This is a genomic window from Rhizobium sp. PP-CC-3G-465 (assembly GCF_004343445.1).
In the GTDB taxonomy this organism is placed as follows: domain Bacteria; phylum Pseudomonadota; class Alphaproteobacteria; order Rhizobiales; family Rhizobiaceae; genus Ferranicluibacter; species Ferranicluibacter rubi.
This window is the reverse complement of record NZ_SLYH01000004.1, coordinates 313,714-330,463: the sequence shown is the minus strand read 5'-3', so window position 1 is coordinate 330,463 and position 16,750 is coordinate 313,714. Positions and strand designations below refer to the sequence as shown.

Genomic DNA, 16,750 nt, shown 5'->3' with positions numbered 1-16,750 from the left:
TCCGGTCCGTTGAATCATAGAGAGGTCGCTGAAAACCGCCTCGTGCCCAAAGAAAAGCGCTGGAACCCCGCGAGAGGTCCGGCGCTTCAACATTCGACGTCCGTGATCGCTAGCGGATACGCTTCCCATCTTCCGCAAACAGCAAGGCTCGCGTCGGGTCGAAGCCCGCCTTCAGCACATGGCCGGCCGACAGGCTGCGGCCGTTGCGGGTGGTGACGACGATGGTTTCGCCGGAGGTCGAGCGGCCATAGGCGAAGGTCTCGCCGCCCAGATGCTCGAACATGTCGATGGTGATCGACAGGCTATCTTCGCCCGCATCGGTGAAATGCTCCGGGCGAATGCCGAGGCGGATCGGCGTGCCGGCCGAGGGCACCGGACCCTGCAGGGGCACTGCAATCTCCTTATCGGCGAAGCCGTCGAGCGTGACGAGGGCGGTGGTGCCGCTGGCGCCGATCACCCGCCCGGCAAAGACGTTCATGCGCGGTGAGCCGATGAAGCCGGCGACGAAGAGGTTTGCGGGATCGTCATAGAGATCGAGCGGCGCGCCGACCTGCTCCACGATGCCAGCGCGCAAGACCACGATCTTGTCGGCGAGCGTCATCGCCTCCACCTGATCGTGCGTGACGTAGACGATGGTGGCGTTCAGTTCCTTGTGCAGCCGGGCGATCTCGACGCGCATGTGGACACGAAGCTCCGCATCGAGGTTCGACAACGGCTCGTCGAAGAGGAACACGTCCGGCTCGCGCACGATGGCACGGCCAATGGCGACGCGTTGCCGCTGCCCGCCGGACAACGCCTTCGGCTTGCGGTCCATCAGCGGCCCGAGCTCGAGGATCTTTGCGGCCGCATCGACCCGGCGCGCGATCTCCGCCTTGTCCTGCCCGGCAAAGCGCAGTGCAAAGCCCATGTTCTCACGCACGGTCATATGCGGATAAAGTGCGTAAGACTGGAAGACCATGGCGATCCCACGCTTGGAGGGATCGACGTCGTTCATCACCTGCCCGCCGATTTCCAGCGTGCCGGAGGTGATATCCTCCAGCCCGGCGATCATGCGTAGCAGCGTGGACTTGCCGCAGCCGGACGGGCCGACGAAGACGACGAACTCGCCCGATTTGATGTCGAGATCGACACCCTTGATGACGTCGAGCACGCCGAACGTCTTGCGGATGTCCTTGAGGGTGACGTCGGCCATTCCGGCTCCTATGCGCTGACGGTGAAGGTGACGGTCTGGGCTGCGAACAGGCCGCACTCCGCCGATAGCGTGATCGTTCCGGCGGTGTCGCCAGCCTCCAGCCAGAAGCCGGTCACCCCGCCCTTGAAGCTCTGCAGCGACGGGCCGATGATGCGGCCGGGACCGTCCACGGCGAAGCGGACTGGCTCTTCATAATAGGGCAGGATATTGCCGCCCTGATCGAGCACGCGGACGATGACGCGGACGGCGTCCTTCTCGCCGGCCCGCAGTTGCGTGTCATCCGGCGCGATCTGCAGCGTCGTCGGCAGCGGATCGGCCGGCAGAACCACGGTCTTCACCGCCTTGCCACCCACATAACCGGTGATCACGCCGTCACGCCAGATCCGGCCCCAGGTGCCGAACTCCGAAGGCGTGACATTGCGCATGTCGAGAATGACGGGCGGATGCGCGAGGTGCGGATAAGTTTCCCGGTCCGGCTCGATGCGCTTCGGTTCGAAGTCGCCGAATTTGATCTCCAGGTAGTCGCAGTTCGTCAGGATGATCAGCGGCAGGACGCCGCCGATGTTACGCTCGCCGCGCGCCCAGTATGTCACCGGCTGCAGCACGACGCCGCCTTCCGGATCGCCCTGAGACGAATAGGCATAGGCCGCGAGTTTCGGCTCGCGGAACGTGTCGAGCACGCCGTGATAGCAGACGCGGTCGCCCGAGCCGAAATCCTTGTGCGTGTTGTAGTCGAACATGCACCAGCCGGTGGAGCCGGAGATATCGTCGCGACCGGCGACCGCGTCGAGGATCAACAGATGCCGCGTCACATGCTCGGCCTGCCGCTGCTCCTGATCGAAGCGTTTGGTCGGGTACATGTGGCCGTTATATTCGGTGATCATGTAGGGGATCGGCTTTGTGATCCCCGTCGTCTCCACCCGGTCGCGCAGCACCACGCGACCGCGATTGTTGCCGGGCGTCTCCTCCAGGCCCAAGATGAAGTCGTTCATGGTGTAAACGTCTTCGAGCAGCTCGGAATTGGTGATGAAGCGCACGCCGCCGGTCTGGCGGGTGGTGTCGAGTTCACGCGCCAGACGGTTCGTCTCGGCGTAGAAGTCGTGGTCGTCCTGGCTCTCGTTGATGCGCACGCCCCAGATGATGATGGAGGGGTGGTTCCAGTCGCGCTCGATCATGCGGCGGACGTTCTCGATCGATTCCGTCTTCCAGGCCTCGTCGCCGATATGCTGCCAGCCTGGGATCTCCTCGAACACGAGAAGGCCGATATCGTCGCAGCGCTCGATGAAGCTCTTCGCCTGCGGATAATGCGAGGTGCGCACGATGTTGCAGCGCAGGTCGAATTTCAGGATATCCGCATCCTTCTCCTGCGCCCGCCGTCCCATCGCATAGCCGGAATAAGGCCAGGCCTGGTGCCGGTTGAGCCCGCGCAGCTTGAGCGGCTTGCCGTTGAGCAGGAAGCCGTCCGCCGTGAATTCGGCGGTCCGGAAGCCGAATCTGCTCGACAGGGCATCCGTGCCGGATGCGGTCTCCAGCTCCGCCGTCAGCGTGTAGAGCACGGGATTGTCGATATCCCAGAGGGCGAGACCGGTGAGGCCGTCGATCGTGAGCGTCGTGCTGTCGCCTGCGACATCCGCCGTGACCGTGCCGACCACAGTGCCCGCCTTGTCGGCGATCGAGACGCGGAGCGTGCCCGTCGTCGGCAGGGTCTGCGGGTTGGCGAGGTCGACGCGAACCGTGACCGTGCTCGCCGACAACGCCTCGGGCGTTTCGATTTTCATGTTGCGGATCGAGACCGGGCTTGCGACCTTCAGCCAGACATCGCGATAGATGCCGGCATAGCAGAGATAGTCGATCATGCCGCCGAAGGGCGGGATCTCGGGGTTCTCGGACCCGTCGATCTTGACGGTGACGATGTTGTCGCCCGGCTTCAGCCCGGCGGTCAGCCGCGCCTCGAAGGGTGTGTAACCGTCGCGGTGGAAGGCGATTTTCTCGCCGTTCAGATAGACCTCGCTGTCGGCCATGGCACCGTCGAAAACGAGCGAAACCTCACGGCCTTCGAAGCCGGCCTCCCAGGCGATCACCTTCTGGTAGGTGAAGGCCTTCTGATAGCTGGTTTCGTCGAAGTAGTTGTAGGGCAGCTCCACGGCGGTGTGCGGCAGGCGCACGGTTTCCCCATTCAGCGGCTGTCCGGCTTTCGCAGCGTCGAAGCCTTCGCTGAAGGTCCAGTTGCCGTTGAAGCTTTCATACTTACGCATTGTCGACATCCTATTTCACAGAACCGAGCATGCCGGCCACGAACTGGCGCTGCATGACGAAGAAGACGAGAAGGGTTGGAAGTGTGGCGAGGATCGTGCCGATCATGACCACGCCGAAGTCGGGGTAATAGGCGGAGGCCAGCGACGAGACGACGAGGGTGATCGTCTTCGTGTCGTTCGACTGGAGAACGATCAGCGGCCAGAGATAGTTGTTCCAGTTCATCATGAAGACGATGACGAAGGCGGCGGCATAGGTGGAGCGCATCACGGGAACGTAGATGTAGAGAAAGATATGCCACTCCTTCAGCCCGTCCACCTTGGCAGCGTCCCGAAGTTCCGTCGGAAAGGCCTTCGTTGCCTGGCGGAAGTAGAAGATGATGAAGGCGGAAGCGACTGTCGGGAGCAGGATGGCGATGTGCGTGTTGATGAGCCCCGCCTTGCCCATCATCATGAACAGGGGGATCATGAGCGCTGCAAACGGCACCATCAGCGTCAGCAGCACCAGCGAATAGATGCGATCGCGCATCTTGGAGCGGAACATCTCGAAGCCGTAGCCGGCAAGCGACGACACGGCGATGGTCAACAGCGTCGCGAGGATCGCCACCTTGGCCGAGTTCCAGAACACCAGGGGCACATCGACCTGCGCGAAGAAATTCGCGACATTGGTGGAAAAGGCGCTACCGAACGTCGCCTTGCCCTTGATGATGTCGATCGACGTGTTGGTCGAGGAGATCATCATCCAGATGAAGGGAAAGACCGAAACGAAGGCGGCGACCGAGAGGGCGACATACGTGGCGGCGCGCGGCAGGGCACGGCTTGCCCGGGAAGCGGAGACGGCGGTCATGAACGCTCCCTAGCGGCGTAGAATTGCAGGAAGGACAGCACCGCTACCATGACGACGATCACGTAGGAGATCGTGGCGGCGTAGCCGAAGCTCGGCATGTAGCGGAAGGTGAGATTGTAGATGTAGAGCGACAGCGTGATCGTCGCATCCGCCGGCCCGCCCTTGCCCTCGGTCAGATTATAGACCTCATCGAACAGCTGGATCGTGCCGATGGTGGAAATGATGGTGGTGAACAGGATCACCGGCTTCAGCATGGGGATGGTGAGGTGAACGAAGCGCGCCCAGGCCGGCACACCGTCGATGCGGGCGGCCTCGTAGATCGAGCGGTCGATGTTCTGCAGGGCGGCGAGGTAGAAGATCATGTTGTAGCCGGTCCACCGCCAGGTGATGGCGAGGATGACGAGGACTTTCGCCCAGAAGGGCTCGGTCAGCCAGCCGATCGGCGAGCCGATGATGCCGACCGCAAGAAGCGCCTGATTGATGACGCCGTCGATCGAGAACATGCTCTTGAACAGGATGGAATAGGCGACCAGCGAGGCGACGCAGGGCAGGAAGATGGCGGTGCGGAAGACGCCGGCGAACTTCAGGCGGTCCGTGTTCAGCAGCGAGGCGAGCATCAGCGCGAGCACGATCATGATCGGCACCTGCACGACGAAGAAGATCGTCGTGTTGGTCAGCGCCTTTAGAAACACCGGATCGCCGCTCAGCCGCGTGATGTTCCCGAAGCCCGCGAATTTCATCATCATACCCCTGCCCGAGAAGAACGAGAGGTAGAGCGAGCGGAAGATGGGGTAGATGAGGAACAGGCCGATCAGGCCGATGGCGGGCGCGATGAACAGCCAGCCGTTGACGTCGTAATATCGCTTCAGCCCGCTTGTTCGGGCGCCACCTGTTTTCGCGTGAGCCATGTTTCCGCCGGGACCTGTTGGATGAAGAATGCGCTTCAGCCCCGGCCTACTGGGCCTGGGGATAAGCCGGTGCCGCGCCCGGAGGGAGGCGCGACACCGCAGCGCGGCTGGGAGGAACCGCTTACTGAATCTGGCCTTCGGCCTGCGACTGAATTTCCTTCAGCACCGTGGGAATGTCGGCGCCTTGGGCCAGCGACGGCAGATGCGCCGTCACGGCGGTGTCGACCTCGTTGGTGAAGATGCCGTAATTGACCGGCGGCACCTTGGAGAGCCAGTCGGCGAAATTTTGCCACACCTTTTCGCCGCCGAAGAACGGATCGGCCAGCATGTAGGCATCGCCTGTGCGGGCGGCTGTCAGCGAGCCCACGGCGCCACGCGTCGTCAGGATGTCCTGATAGAACGAGATATCCTTGGCATAGACCTCGTTGAGGAAGTCGATGGCTTCCTTCTTCTCGGACGAGCTTTCGACCACGTACCAGCTGGAGCCGCCGAGGTTGGAAGCATGCGTCGCCCCCTCGATACCGAGGCTCGGCAGAGGCGCGACGCCCCACTTGCCGGACTGGTCGGCCTGGGCTTTGATCGTTCCGGTAATCCAGACGCCGGTCGTGACCGTTGCGACATCGCCGGACGTGAAGGTGCCGACCCAGTCCGTCCAGCCAGCGGCCGGCTTGTGGATGTTGGCCTTGAGGATCTTCTGCTGCGTTTCCAGCGCCGCCTTCAGCGCCGTGTTGTTCTCGATACTCAGATTGCCTTCGGCATCGAAATACCACTGGCCCGCCGACTGCATGAGGATGCGGGTGAAGCCGGCATCGGTGATATCGAGACCAAGCATCTTCTTGCCGGTCTTCTCCTCGACGACCTTGCCGATCTCGATGAAGCGATCCCAGGTGATGTCCTGCATGTCGGCGGGCTTGAAGCCGGCCTGTTCCAGATAATCCTTGCGGTAGTAGAGGCCCGTCACGCCGCTGTCGAACGGCATACCGTAGACCTTGTCGTCCACCGTCATCAGCTTGACCTTGTAGGGCGCGAAGCCGGAATAATCGACCGTATCGGACATGGGCGCGAAAGCACCGGGGAAGGACTGTAGGTATTTCTGCGCGCCGTAGTCCTCGATCAGGACGATATCGGGAAGCGCATCCGTGGTGCCGGATGTCAGCGCCGTCTGCAGCTTCTGCTCGACATCGGCCTTGGCGAAGTCGACGATGTTGAAGGTGGTTTCCGGGTGTTTCGCGGTATAGAGCTCACCCGCTTCCTTCATGATCGCGACGTTGAAATTGGGGTCCCAGCACCACACGGTGATCTCGCCGGCAAAGGCCGCGGTGGTGGCGAAGAAGCTCGTGCCCGCCAGAGCAACGGCTGCGAAGGTCTTGGAAATACGCTGAAAATGCATGGTCTTCCTCCCTGAAGTCCCGATGGCTGAGACAGCTCCACCTGTCTTGGGAGAGAGTATTTCCTAAACTTTGCGCAAGGGCAACAGAAATTTAGTAAATATTTATCGCGCTGCAAAAGAGGTCTGCTGCGACTGCGGTCACAGGGCCCCGGGAGCCCGGCAGCTGCCGCGCCAGATCGTCTCGGTCGGGATCGTCACCATCTTGGCATAGCTGCGACCGCCTAGCCGCTCGAGCAGCAGGTTGACCGCGGTCTCGCCGATATGCTCCCCGTGGATCTTCACGGTCGACAGCGGTGGCGTCAGGAATTGTGCCACGGGGATATCGTTGAAGGAAACGATCGCCACGTCGTCGGGGATCGACAGGCCAGCCTCGCGCGCGGCGCGGTAGGTGCCGATCGCCATATTGTCGTTCGCGGTCAGGATGATATCGGGTAGCGGGCGCCGGGACAGGAGTTGGCGCGCGAGTTCGTAGCCGGTTTCGAGCCGCAGGTTCTGCCCGGAATCGCAACTCTCGCCGAGCACCAGAAGTTCTGTGTCGAAGGTGCCGCGCGCCGTCTGCCAATCGATATAGGCCTTGCAGCGCCGCTCGCCAAAATGCTGGGTTTCCCCGTTCAGATGCTCGTAGCTGCCGATGAAGGCGATCCGCTCATAGTCGAGATGATGAAGCGTATCTAATACCTTGTGTGTCGCGGCAACGAGATCGCTATGCACACAGTCGAAGCGGTCGGACGATGGCACGAAATCGGCGAAGACGACATGGCGACAATGCTCGTCGAGCCAGGCGATCTCATTGTCCGAGTGCTTGCCGATGACGATGACACCGGCGACGTCCGCCAGAAGCGCTGCGTCCGGCAGGGTATCGGAATGGAAGACCTTGACGATATCGGTGCGCAACTCGCGACACCGGTTCTCGATGCCGAGGCGAACGCCGACATAATAGGGGTCGGCCACCTCGTCGGACGGTTCCAGGAAATGGACGATGGCGAGCCGAGGAAGGATGCTTGGCTCGGCGCCACCGTGGTGACCGGCTCCGTTCTGCGCCGCCTCCTGCTGCAAAGCCTCGCTCTGGCGGGCGCGGTTGCGGGGGGTGGCGTAATTCAGCGCCTCCGCCGTCTCGATGATCGCCTGCCGCTTGGCGGCGGAAATCGAAAGAGCGGGATCGTAGTTCAGGACGCGGGACACCGTCGCGGAGGACACGCCGACAGCTTTCGCGATTTCCTTGATGGTGACCATGAGATGCTGAAGCTCGATGCTGAAAGCCGGTGACGGGACGAAGCAACTTGCCCCATTGTCCACTCGCTGTCAGTAAATATTTACCGGCTTTCGAGCCAGGGTCGGAGATTTTTACCGTAGGTCCACTGCGCCACGCTGCTCATCCTTGAAGAGGATTATCGCGCCACATCACGCAATGGCGACGATCTCCAGCTCCTGACCATTGACGCTGACGACATCGCCCACGGCCTTGCCGATCAAAAGGGCCGCCACCGGCGAGACATGCGAGATCGTCCCGCCCTTCGGATCCGCCTCGTCCTCGCCGACGATCCGGTAGGTCTGAACGCGGCCGTCATCGCGGGAAAACGTTACGGTGCTGCCAAAGGCGACGCTGGCCGAGGACGTCGGTTCCGGCATGACCTGCGCGGAGCGGATGCGGGCCGAGAGATAGCGCAGGTCCCGCAGTGGCGTTGCCGTCTGCCGGCGCTTCTCGTTGACGTCTTCGATCAGGTTCGCCGCTGTATAGGCGGTCCGTGCCTGCTCCAACTGCGCCTCCAGCGCCGCAAAACCCTCCTGCGTCACGAGGTTCGGATGCGCCGAGATCGGACGGTCGGGAACGAGCGTTTCCGATGCCGTCTCGAAGCTTTCTTCCTTGGTAAAGGCGACGCTCATTCCGGACCTCCCTGCATCGCGCCGCGATCAGGCGACGGCGGCGACGCTTGCTTTCTCGGCCAGCGCTTCGGCGACGGCGATCTCCGCCAGAGCCATAGCTGCCTCGCGCGTGCGGGCGGCTGCGATGAAGCGGCCCTTGTGGCAGAAGCTCGCGCCGGCCACGCCGCTGGCTGCCTCGAGGTCGGCATTCGTCAGCCCGGCCCAGGCGGCAGGCAGGTCTGCGCGAAGCTCGAAGCCCTCGTCCGCGCGGCGAATACCCGTGACGCACCAGTCCTTGTCACGCGGGTGCACAACGAAGAGCAGCTGATCGGCGCCGGCCTTCACCACCGCCGAACGGAAGGGCATGCCGAGCGGAAGCTCCAGAATGTTCCCCTGCCCTGCCGCCTCGATCGCGCTCATGACCAGCGCCTCCGCGCGCAGCTTGGCCGCAGACTTGCCGATGCTGGCCTCTACGAAGCTGCGCGCAATGGCGAGCGCGGCATGAAAGCTTCGGTTTTCCGCGTCCGGGTCGGCTTCGTCGAAGACAGGCTTCAGCGTTTCGAGCAGGGCCGGAAGCGTCAGGCCGGCGAGAAGGCCTGCCGTCGAGGGGCTGAGCGCGCCGTTATCGACCAGATCGACCGGCAGGACGAAGCTGCCGTCGAAGGCGGCATGGATCGTCGCGACATGCGCCTCGGGAACACTGGACGCACGGAGGTAGTCCTGTCCGAAATGCCGCCAGATCAGGCCGAAGGAGCTGTAGGGCTGACCATCGTCCCGCACCGGTGCGCCGCGCTGGTGATGGTCGAAGATGCGTGTCTCCGCGTCATAGGCGCCGCCGACATCGTAGACGATCCTGTCCGCGCCGGCCGTGATCCATTCCGGCGCCCGGCTGCGAACGATCCGCGCCTCGGGATAAAGCCGTGTCAGGATGACGCTCGAGAGAAGCTCATCGGCATGGAAGCCACCGGAATGGGTGACGAGATAGGTAAGGGTCATGCCGGATGCCTTGTTCTGTCGGGACGTTCGCGCCTGCGCGTGCCCATCAGATAGACGCTCCGTCCCCTGATCTCAACCGGTTTCGAAAGCGCCTTCTTCAGGCCGCAACGCTGTCGGCGGATGCCGCCTCATCGGGGTTGGCGATCTTCGGCTTGCCGTAGAGGCCGAGATTGGCGTCTCCCCACTGCTTCAGCGCCAGCAGCACCGGCTCCATCGACCGGCCGAGCGGCGACAGGCTGTATTCGACCTTCGGCGGAACCTGCGCATAGACCTTGCGCGAGATCAGGCCGTCATCCTCCATCTCGCGCAGCTGGTTGGTCAGCATGCGCTGCGTCATGTTGGGGATGATCTTGCGGATCTCGTTGAACCGGAGCGTGCCCGACAGGAGATGGAACAGAATGACGGATTTCCACTTGCCGTCGATCAACCCGATCGCTGCTTCCACCGAGCAGCCGGGGCTGCAGTCGAACCGGGAATGCCGGACCTTCGCCATGACGGTATCCTTTTCGACACTATGTACTCTCTTTGTGCGTATTCCATTCTGTCGAGCGTATGCGCATATCAAGCAGGAAGCAACCGGATGGGCCGGCAGCAAGAAGACGAGGAACCTGATCATGAAAGCAGTCGCCTACACCAAGGCCGGCACCATCGAGCGCGACGACGCGCTCATCGATGTCGAAATCTCCAAGCCGACGCCCGGGCCCCGCGATCTTCTGGTCGCCGTGGATGCGATCTCGGTGAACCCGGTGGATACGAAGATCCGGAAAAACGTCTCGCCCGAAGCCGGCGCGCATAAAGTGCTCGGCTGGGATGCTGTCGGTCGAGTCGTGGAGGTGGGCGCCGCCGTCGCAGGGTTCAAGCCTGGCGATGCCGTCTACTATGCCGGCTCCCTGCTGCGGCCGGGCGCAAACAGCGAATTCCATCTGGTCGATGAGCGGCTTGTGGGCAGGAAGCCGTCCTCTCTATCGAATGCCGAAGCCGCCGCTTTGCCGCTTACGGCCATCACGGCGTGGGAAATGCTGTTCGATCGTCTCGACGTGCGCAAGCCGGTCGCGGGCGCGGCAGACGCCATTCTCATCATCGGCGGCGCCGGCGGTGTCGGATCGATCGCCATCCAGCTCGTGCGTGCCCTCACAGGCCTGACCGTCATTGCGACGGCGTCACGGCCGGAGACGCGGGATTGGGTCCGCGAGCTCGGCGCGCATCACGTCATAGATCACAGCAAACCGCTCGCAGACCAGATAACCGCGCTCGGCATCGGCGCCCCGGCCTTCGTGTTCTCCACCACGGAAACGCACCGTCATCTCGCCGAGATCATCAGCCTCATCGCCCCGCAGGGCCGCTTCGGCCTGATCGATGATCCGGAAAGCCTCGATGTCACCGGCTTCAAGCGCAAGGCCGTGTCCATTCACTGGGAGCTGATGTTCACCCGCTCGATCTTCGAAACGCCCGACATGGACGAGCAGGGCAAGCTGCTTACCGAGGTCACTGCCCTGATCGACGCCGGCAAGATCCGCACGACGGTGACGGAGGTGCTGCGACCGATCAATGCCAAGAACCTGAAACAAGCGCATGCCGTGATCGAAAGCGGCAAGGCGCGCGGCAAGATCGTGCTCGAAGGCTTCTGACCTCAAGCCCCTGCCGACCTCCGGCAGGGGCTGAAGCTCGCACGGGGATTTAGCAGCTCGCGCAATGGCGCAAGGCGCTGATCTCCCGCGAGAGATCGCGGATCCGGACCTTCAAGTCCTGCCACGTACCGTCATCCACGTCGTCATCGCCGAAGCAACGCCGCTCCTCGTGGAGAAACAGGCGGGTCTCCAGATCATCGCGCAGGCTTTCCAGCCGCAGGACATGTCCTACTCCTGCCATATCGTTTCCTCCTGCGAGGTTGCTTTTTAGGAGTCTCCGACGGCGGCTCAGAATGCCGCGGCGGGGATCCAGTCGGCCGTCACGGCTGCACTGGTCGAGAAGGCGGGGATCTTCCGGGCGAGGTCCTCGACCGTCTGGACACCGGCTGCCCGAAGCTCGTCCTGCGTGATCAGCAAGGGCTCCACGACGATCCGGGGCGGTACGGGCTGTCCGGCGATCTGCAGCGCCACCGCGCGGATCGAAACCGCGCCGACGACGGCCGGATTGGTCGCAGCCGTCGCGACCCAGGGGCTACCGGCCTCGGTGATCTCCTGGATATCGGCGGTGGAGACATCCGCCGAGTAGATCTTCACCGCGTCGGACCGCCCGAGATCGGCAAGCGCCAGCTTTACCCCGCGCGCGAACTCGTCATAGGGCGCAAAGACGACGGTAATATCGGGGTTTGCCTGCAGCGCGGCCTTGGCCTGGTCTGCGGTTGTCGCGGCCGTGGTATCGCTGACACTGCCGAAATGCGCCTTCTGTTCGATACCGGGATTTGCCGCCTTCACCTTTTCCCAGACCTCGTTGCGGCGGTCGAGCGGCGCGAAGCCTGCGACATAAACGTAGCCCGCCTTGAAGGCCGTCCCATTGTCCTTGATGGCCTTGTCGAGAGCGAGTTCGGCGAGGCGGTGGTCGGATTGCTCCACCTGCGGGATCTTCGGATTGTTCAGATTGACGTCGAAAGCGACCACCTTGATATTCTTGCTCAAGGCCTGCTCGACCACATCGCCCAGCGATTCCGGCAGGCCGTGATCGATCACGATGCCATCGACACCGAGGTTGATCGCCTGAAGAATCTGTTCGCGCTGTTCGCTCGCGTTCTGGCGGCCGGGGAACACCCTGAGATCGACGCCGAGCGCCTTGGCCTGCGCTTCCGCTCCCGCCTGATAGGCCTGGAAGAAGTCTCCGGCGGAGATGTAGCTGATCAGGGCGATCTTTGCGCCTCCCTTGTCGAACGGTGCGGGCGCGCCGGGAAGTCCTGCTGCCTGCGCAGGCAACACGAGAAAAAGAGGGAGCGTGGCGGTTGTAAGGGCGAGACGGAGGAAGGGCTTCATGGTCGTGGGTTCCCGTTGAACGACGCCGGATCGAGCGTTGTCCTATCAGGCCATTTAGTCTAGTATAATGGTAGATAATAAATAGCGTCATTCTCCGCGTTTGCGGATGCATTTTGCAAATGCTGTGCCCGACGTAGAACGCGGAACACCGACGCTCTCCCCCGTGAATGTGCACGAAAAGCGGCCACACCGGCTCCAACGCAATAATATTCTACAAACTCACTCGACTATAACAGGGGCACGCCTTGTCGGAGGTCCATGGATGCGGCACGCCTTGCCGAACATCCGGAGACCCTCGTCATGCCGCTTCTCGATATCCGTTCGCTTTCCCTCTCTTTCGGCTCCACACGCGCCCTGGACGCTGCCTCGCTCAGCATCGAAGCCGGCGAAATCGTTGCTTTGATGGGCGCGAACGGCGCGGGCAAATCGACGCTCGTCAAGATCCTCTCCGGCGTCCAGAGAGCCGATAGCGGCGCCGTTCTCTGGAAGGGCCTGCCCTTTGCTCCGGCAAGCCCTGCGGCGGCCGGTCGCGCCGGGGTGGTCACCGTGCACCAATCGACGGATGTCGTTGGCATTCCCGATCTCACCGTTGCCGACGCGCTGATGCTCGACTGCTTCATCGACGGCCGCCAACCCTTCTTTCTCTCCACGGCCTCGGTCCGCAGATCGGCCGCCCGTCTTCTGAAGGGAACGGGCATCGACCTACCTCTCGACCGTCGTTTCGGCGATCTCGGCACAGCAGATCGGCAGATGGTAGCCATTGCCCGCGCGCTCTCCAACAAAGCCGAACTGCTGATCCTCGACGAACCCACCGCAAGCCTCTCGTCGCTGGAAAGCCAGAGGCTTTACGCGCTCTTGCGGGCATTGAAGGCCCAAGGCCTAGCCATTCTCTACATCTCCCACCGCACGGCCGATCTTCAGGCGCTGGCCGATCGCGTCGTCGTCCTTCGTAACGGACGCGATGTCGGGCGCTTCGCGCGGCCGATCGATTTCGACGCCGCCATCGAGGCGATGATCGGGCGACCACTACCCGCGGCCGAAACACGAGAGGCTGCAGCGCCCGGTAAACCTCTCCTCCACCTTCACGGCGCCGCCCTCCTGCCCGACAGCCTACCGTTCGACCTGACGGTTCACGAGGGCGAGATCGTCGCCATCACAGGCGTCCTTGGGGCGGGCAAGAGCCGGCTTCTTTCGACCCTGTTCGGCGTTTATCCCCTGGCGTCCGGTAACATGACGCTTGCCGGCATGCCCTACCGTCCGAAAGGACCGGCCGAGGCCATCGCCGCCGGCGTCGTGATGGCCGCCGAGGATCGCCATCGCTCGTCTCTGATGCCGGCTGGCTGGCCGGGCGAGAGCATCGCCGAAACGATCAGCCTCCCGCATCTGGCCCGCTGGTATCCCTCCGGCCTGATCGACACACGACGGGAAAACCGCGAGGCCGCGAGGGCCATCGAACGGCTGGGGATCAAGGCGCGCAGTCCCGATGCCTCGGTCTGGTCGCTGTCCGGCGGCAACCAGCAGAAGGTGGTTCTCGCCCGTTGGGATGCTGCTGTCAGCCGCATCCTGCTTCTGGACGAACCCTTCCAGGGCGTCGATATCGGCGCACGCCAGGATATCATCGACGCGCTGCGCAGCCAGCGCGGGCGGGCCACCCTGATAGCCACATCGGATCCGGACGAAGCGCACGCCGTCGCCGACCGCGTCCTCACCCTCTCCCGCCACACGATCGAGACCGCTGCGCACGGTGAGATCACCGAGCCGCAGGCACTTCGCGAACAAAAGGAAGACGCATGATCCCGCAGGACCCGGCACACGCCGCCTCTCCCCTTGACCCGAACAGCACCACCTCATTGCGTCTACCCGGTCTGGACGCGATCCGCGAAGCGGTTCGCAGCAGTGCCGTATTCCTGCTGTTGGCCGTTCTCCTGATAGTCTTCGCGGTCGCGCAGCCTGCCTTCCTCACGGTCGGCAATCTGATGAGCATTTTGCAGGGCGTCTCCGTCGTCGCCATTATCGGCGCCGGCGTCACCGTGACGCTGGCCATCGGCGGGTTCGACCTGTCCGTCGGCGCGGTCGCCGCTTCCAGCGTCATGGCCGCAAGCTACGCGATGATCGTGCTCGGCTTGAACGCGACGGAAACGGTGGTCCTCGTGATCGCTTTCGGGGCTCTCGTCGGCCTGTTCAACGCGTTGCTCATCGTCCGCCTCGGGGTGCCCGATCTCCTGGCAACGCTATCGACGATGTTCCTTCTCACCGGCTTGCAACTGATCCCGACCGCAGGCCGCTCGATTTCGGCCGGCCTCATCCTGCCGGACGGCACGACGGCCACCGGGCGGGTCGATCCTTCTTTCCTCCTGATCGGCCGATCCAGTCTTTGGGGAACCGTCCCCATTCCGGTCGTCATCATGGCGGCGCTCGCCGTTGTCCTCTTCGTCCTCACCGAAAAGACCCGCTTCGGCCGCGTCCTCTTCGCCACCGGCGGCAACGAGATCGCTGCGCGGCTCGCAGGCGCGAACACCGCGCGTATCAAGACCATCGCCTATGTGCTTTCGGGTGCCTTGGCCTCTGTCGGTGGCATCATCGTCGCGGCACGCGTCGGTCGCGGCGATGTCTCCTCCGGCGCGTCCCTCCTCATGGATTCGGTCGCCGCCGCGCTGATCGGCTTTGCGGTGCTCGGCCTGCGGCGTCCCAATGTCTTTGGCACCATCATCGGCGCAGTTTTCGTCGGCGTGCTTCTGAATGGGCTGACCATGCTGAATGCCCCCTACTACACGCAGGACTTCATCAAAGGTGCCGTCCTCGTGGGAGCGCTGGCGCTGACCTACGGGGTTGCGCGGAACCGGCTGTAGGCCACCGTTTTTCAGACGACGTTCGCCGGCTGACGCATGTGCATCAGCCGGCGGGATCTTGATATTGGAAGGATCACCGCCATCCGGGACAAGCCCGAATGGCGGTATGTGTTTTAGATCTGCTGGTAGGCGATGACGATAGCGTTCATCTGCTCCGTGTCGAACGCGGCGACCTGGGTCGTCGTGAAGGCCCGTACCTGCGTGGTCGACAGGTTGCCGATATCCGCCGTCGAGAGCCCTGCCAGTGCCCGGAGGTTGATGGCAGCGATATCGCTCGTCGAGAAGGCCAGGAGGTCCTGCGAGGACAGAGCAGCGATCGCTGCCGAGCCAAGCACAGACACCTGGGTAGCTGTCAGCGCACCGATCTGGTCGGACGACATGGCATCCAGCTGCGCGGTCGAGAGCGCGGCAACAGCGCCGGTACCCAGGGCTGCGACCTGATCGGTCGAGAGCGAGGCCAGACCGTCGGTCGTCAGAGCGCCGACCTGTGCCGCCGTCAGAACCTTGACCTGCGCCGTCGTGAGGCCGTCGATCTGGGCCGTCGAAAGCACCTTGATCTGAGCCGTGCCGAGAGCGCTGGCCTGTGCCGTCGTCAGACCGCTCAACTGGGTAGACGTCAGGGCCGCGATGTTCGCCGTCGAGAGGCTCGACAACACCCTGGCGCTGAGAGCCGAGATTTCCGTCGATGAGATCGTTGCCATGTCGACGGTTTCAAGGCCTGCAGCCGCTGCCGACGAAAGCGCCGCCAGCTGCTTGGTATCGAAGGCATCGAGCTGCACGCTGCTCAGAGCGCCGATCTGCGTGGAGGAGAGGGAGGCGATCGCCGCCGTGTTCAGGGCTGCGACCTGATCGGTGGAGAGTGAAGCCAGACCATCCGTTGTCAGGGCGCCGACCTGAGCCGCCGTCAGGACCTTGACCGCCGCCGTCGTCAGGCCGTCGATCTGGGCCGTCGAAAGCACCTTGATCTGGGCCGTACCGAGGGCACCGGCCTGTGCCGTCGTCAGACCGCCGAGCTGGGTGGAGGTCAGGGCCGCGATGTTCGCCGTCGAGAGGTTCGACAACACCTTCGCGTTGAGAGCCGAGATTTCCGTCGACGAGATCGTTGCCATGTCTGCCGTTTCGAGGCCGGCTGCGGCTGCCGGCGACAGGGCCGCCAGCTGCTTGGTATCGAAGGCATCGAGCTGCACGCTGGTCAGAGCGCCGATCTGCGTGGAGGACAGCGCGGCGACCACGGCCGTGCTCAACACTGCGACCTGATCGGTCGAGAGCGAAGCCAGACCATCCGTTGTCAGGGCACCGACCTGTACCGCCGTCAGGACCTTGACCTGCGCCGTCGTCAAGCCGTCGATCTGGGCCGTCGAGAGCACCTTGATCTGGGCCGTACCGAGAGCGCCAGCCTGTGCGGTCGTCAGACCACCGAGCTGCGTGGACGTCAGGGCCGCGATGTTGTCCGTCGAGAGCTTCGACAACACATTAGCGTTGAGGGCCGA

The 16,750-nt window shown here is 63.3% G+C and carries 14 protein-coding genes and 1 pseudogene; 3 read left to right on the top strand and 12 right to left on the bottom strand.

Features of this window, described 5'->3' with window-relative positions:
- Positions 1–109: 109 nt before the first annotated feature.
- The 9 genes from C8J33_RS17470 to C8J33_RS17430 form a co-directional block, all read right to left on the bottom strand.
- Positions 110–1,192, bottom strand: coding sequence for an ABC transporter ATP-binding protein (locus C8J33_RS17470; RefSeq protein WP_110802517.1), 1,083 nt, complete (start codon positions 1,190–1,192; stop codon positions 110–112).
- Positions 1,193–1,200: 8 nt separating this feature from the next.
- Positions 1,201–3,447, bottom strand: coding sequence for a glycoside hydrolase family 2 protein (locus C8J33_RS17465; protein ID WP_110802559.1), 2,247 nt, complete (start codon positions 3,445–3,447; stop codon positions 1,201–1,203).
- A 10-nt stretch (positions 3,448–3,457) separates the two neighbouring features.
- Positions 3,458–4,291 (bottom strand): carbohydrate ABC transporter permease, encoded by an 834-nt coding sequence (locus C8J33_RS17460; RefSeq protein ID WP_110802518.1) that lies wholly within the window; start codon positions 4,289–4,291, stop codon positions 3,458–3,460.
- Entirely contained in the window at positions 4,288–5,199 is a 912-nt protein-coding gene (locus tag C8J33_RS17455; protein ID WP_110802520.1) for a carbohydrate ABC transporter permease, read from the bottom strand. The genes C8J33_RS17460 and C8J33_RS17455 overlap by 4 nt, the downstream gene beginning before the upstream one ends.
- A 121-nt stretch (positions 5,200–5,320) precedes the next feature.
- Entirely contained in the window at positions 5,321–6,589 is a 1,269-nt protein-coding gene (locus C8J33_RS17450; protein WP_110802521.1) for an ABC transporter substrate-binding protein, read from the bottom strand.
- A 138-nt stretch (positions 6,590–6,727) separates the two neighbouring features.
- Complete coding sequence (locus C8J33_RS17445) at positions 6,728–7,822, bottom strand: LacI family DNA-binding transcriptional regulator (RefSeq protein WP_110802561.1); 1,095 nt, start codon at positions 7,820–7,822, stop codon at positions 6,728–6,730.
- Positions 7,823–7,990: 168 nt separating this feature from the next.
- Positions 7,991–8,473: a transcription elongation factor GreA gene (greA, locus tag C8J33_RS17440; RefSeq protein WP_110802523.1), complete on the bottom strand. Its 483-nt coding sequence runs from the start codon at positions 8,471–8,473 to the stop codon at positions 7,991–7,993.
- A gap of 27 nt (positions 8,474–8,500) precedes the next feature.
- On the bottom strand, positions 8,501–9,448 hold the full coding sequence (locus C8J33_RS17435) for an MYG1 family protein (RefSeq protein ID WP_110802525.1): 948 nt from the start codon (positions 9,446–9,448) through the stop codon (positions 8,501–8,503).
- 97 nt (positions 9,449–9,545) lie between these two features.
- Positions 9,546–9,941, bottom strand: a complete 396-nt coding sequence (locus C8J33_RS17430; RefSeq protein ID WP_132664976.1) for a winged helix-turn-helix transcriptional regulator — start codon at positions 9,939–9,941, stop codon at positions 9,546–9,548.
- Positions 9,942–10,062: 121 nt separating this feature from the next.
- On the opposite strand from C8J33_RS17430, the gene C8J33_RS17425 reads away from it, so the two are divergent.
- Entirely contained in the window at positions 10,063–11,076 is a 1,014-nt protein-coding gene (locus C8J33_RS17425; RefSeq protein ID WP_132664975.1) for a zinc-binding alcohol dehydrogenase family protein, read from the top strand.
- A gap of 49 nt (positions 11,077–11,125) precedes the next feature.
- Here C8J33_RS17425 and C8J33_RS17420 read toward each other — a convergent pair whose 3' ends face one another.
- Positions 11,126–11,317 (bottom strand): hypothetical protein, encoded by a 192-nt coding sequence (locus tag C8J33_RS17420; protein ID WP_110802531.1) that lies wholly within the window; start codon positions 11,315–11,317, stop codon positions 11,126–11,128.
- Positions 11,318–11,364: 47 nt separating this feature from the next.
- Positions 11,365–12,411, bottom strand: a complete 1,047-nt coding sequence (locus tag C8J33_RS17415) for a substrate-binding domain-containing protein (protein WP_110802533.1) — start codon at positions 12,409–12,411, stop codon at positions 11,365–11,367.
- A 300-nt stretch (positions 12,412–12,711) separates the two neighbouring features.
- Here C8J33_RS17415 and C8J33_RS17410 point away from each other — a divergent pair, with 300 nt between their 5' ends.
- Both C8J33_RS17410 and C8J33_RS17405 read left to right on the top strand, forming a co-directional pair.
- The gene (locus C8J33_RS17410; protein WP_132664990.1) at positions 12,712–14,205 is read left to right on the top strand and encodes a sugar ABC transporter ATP-binding protein; all 1,494 of its coding nucleotides are present in this window, start codon (positions 12,712–12,714) and stop codon (positions 14,203–14,205) included.
- Positions 14,202–15,260, top strand: a complete 1,059-nt coding sequence (locus tag C8J33_RS17405; RefSeq protein ID WP_110802535.1) for an ABC transporter permease — start codon at positions 14,202–14,204, stop codon at positions 15,258–15,260. Before C8J33_RS17410 ends, C8J33_RS17405 begins: the two co-directional genes overlap by 4 nt.
- 113 nt (positions 15,261–15,373) lie before the next feature.
- On the opposite strand, the pseudogene C8J33_RS27080 reads toward C8J33_RS17405, so the two are convergent.
- Positions 15,374–16,750, bottom strand: a pseudogene (locus tag C8J33_RS27080) (hypothetical protein); the annotation flags it as partial.

Bases quoted from the DNA above. Each gene is read 5' to 3' on its own strand.
- C8J33_RS17460 (WP_110802518.1), bottom strand. From the start codon at position 4,291: ATGACCGCCGTCTCCGCTTCCCGGGCAAGCCGTGCCCTGCCGCGCGCC.
- C8J33_RS17405 (WP_110802535.1), top strand. From the start codon at position 14,202: ATGATCCCGCAGGACCCGGCACACGCCGCCTCTCCCCTTGACCCGAAC.
- C8J33_RS17445 (WP_110802561.1), bottom strand. From the start codon at position 7,822: ATGGTCACCATCAAGGAAATCGCGAAAGCTGTCGGCGTGTCCTCCGCG.
- C8J33_RS17470 (WP_110802517.1), bottom strand. From the start codon at position 1,192: ATGGCCGACGTCACCCTCAAGGACATCCGCAAGACGTTCGGCGTGCTC.
- C8J33_RS17465 (WP_110802559.1), bottom strand. From the start codon at position 3,447: ATGCGTAAGTATGAAAGCTTCAACGGCAACTGGACCTTCAGCGAAGGC.
- C8J33_RS17455 (WP_110802520.1), bottom strand. From the start codon at position 5,199: ATGGCTCACGCGAAAACAGGTGGCGCCCGAACAAGCGGGCTGAAGCGA.
- C8J33_RS17450 (WP_110802521.1), bottom strand. From the start codon at position 6,589: ATGCATTTTCAGCGTATTTCCAAGACCTTCGCAGCCGTTGCTCTGGCG.
- C8J33_RS17435 (WP_110802525.1), bottom strand. From the start codon at position 9,448: ATGACCCTTACCTATCTCGTCACCCATTCCGGTGGCTTCCATGCCGAT.
- C8J33_RS17430 (WP_132664976.1), bottom strand. From the start codon at position 9,941: ATGGCGAAGGTCCGGCATTCCCGGTTCGACTGCAGCCCCGGCTGCTCG.
- greA (WP_110802523.1), bottom strand. From the start codon at position 8,473: ATGAGCGTCGCCTTTACCAAGGAAGAAAGCTTCGAGACGGCATCGGAA.
- C8J33_RS17425 (WP_132664975.1), top strand. From the start codon at position 10,063: ATGAAAGCAGTCGCCTACACCAAGGCCGGCACCATCGAGCGCGACGAC.
- C8J33_RS17415 (WP_110802533.1), bottom strand. From the start codon at position 12,411: ATGAAGCCCTTCCTCCGTCTCGCCCTTACAACCGCCACGCTCCCTCTT.
- C8J33_RS17420 (WP_110802531.1), bottom strand. From the start codon at position 11,317: ATGGCAGGAGTAGGACATGTCCTGCGGCTGGAAAGCCTGCGCGATGAT.
- C8J33_RS17410 (WP_132664990.1), top strand. From the start codon at position 12,712: ATGCCGCTTCTCGATATCCGTTCGCTTTCCCTCTCTTTCGGCTCCACA.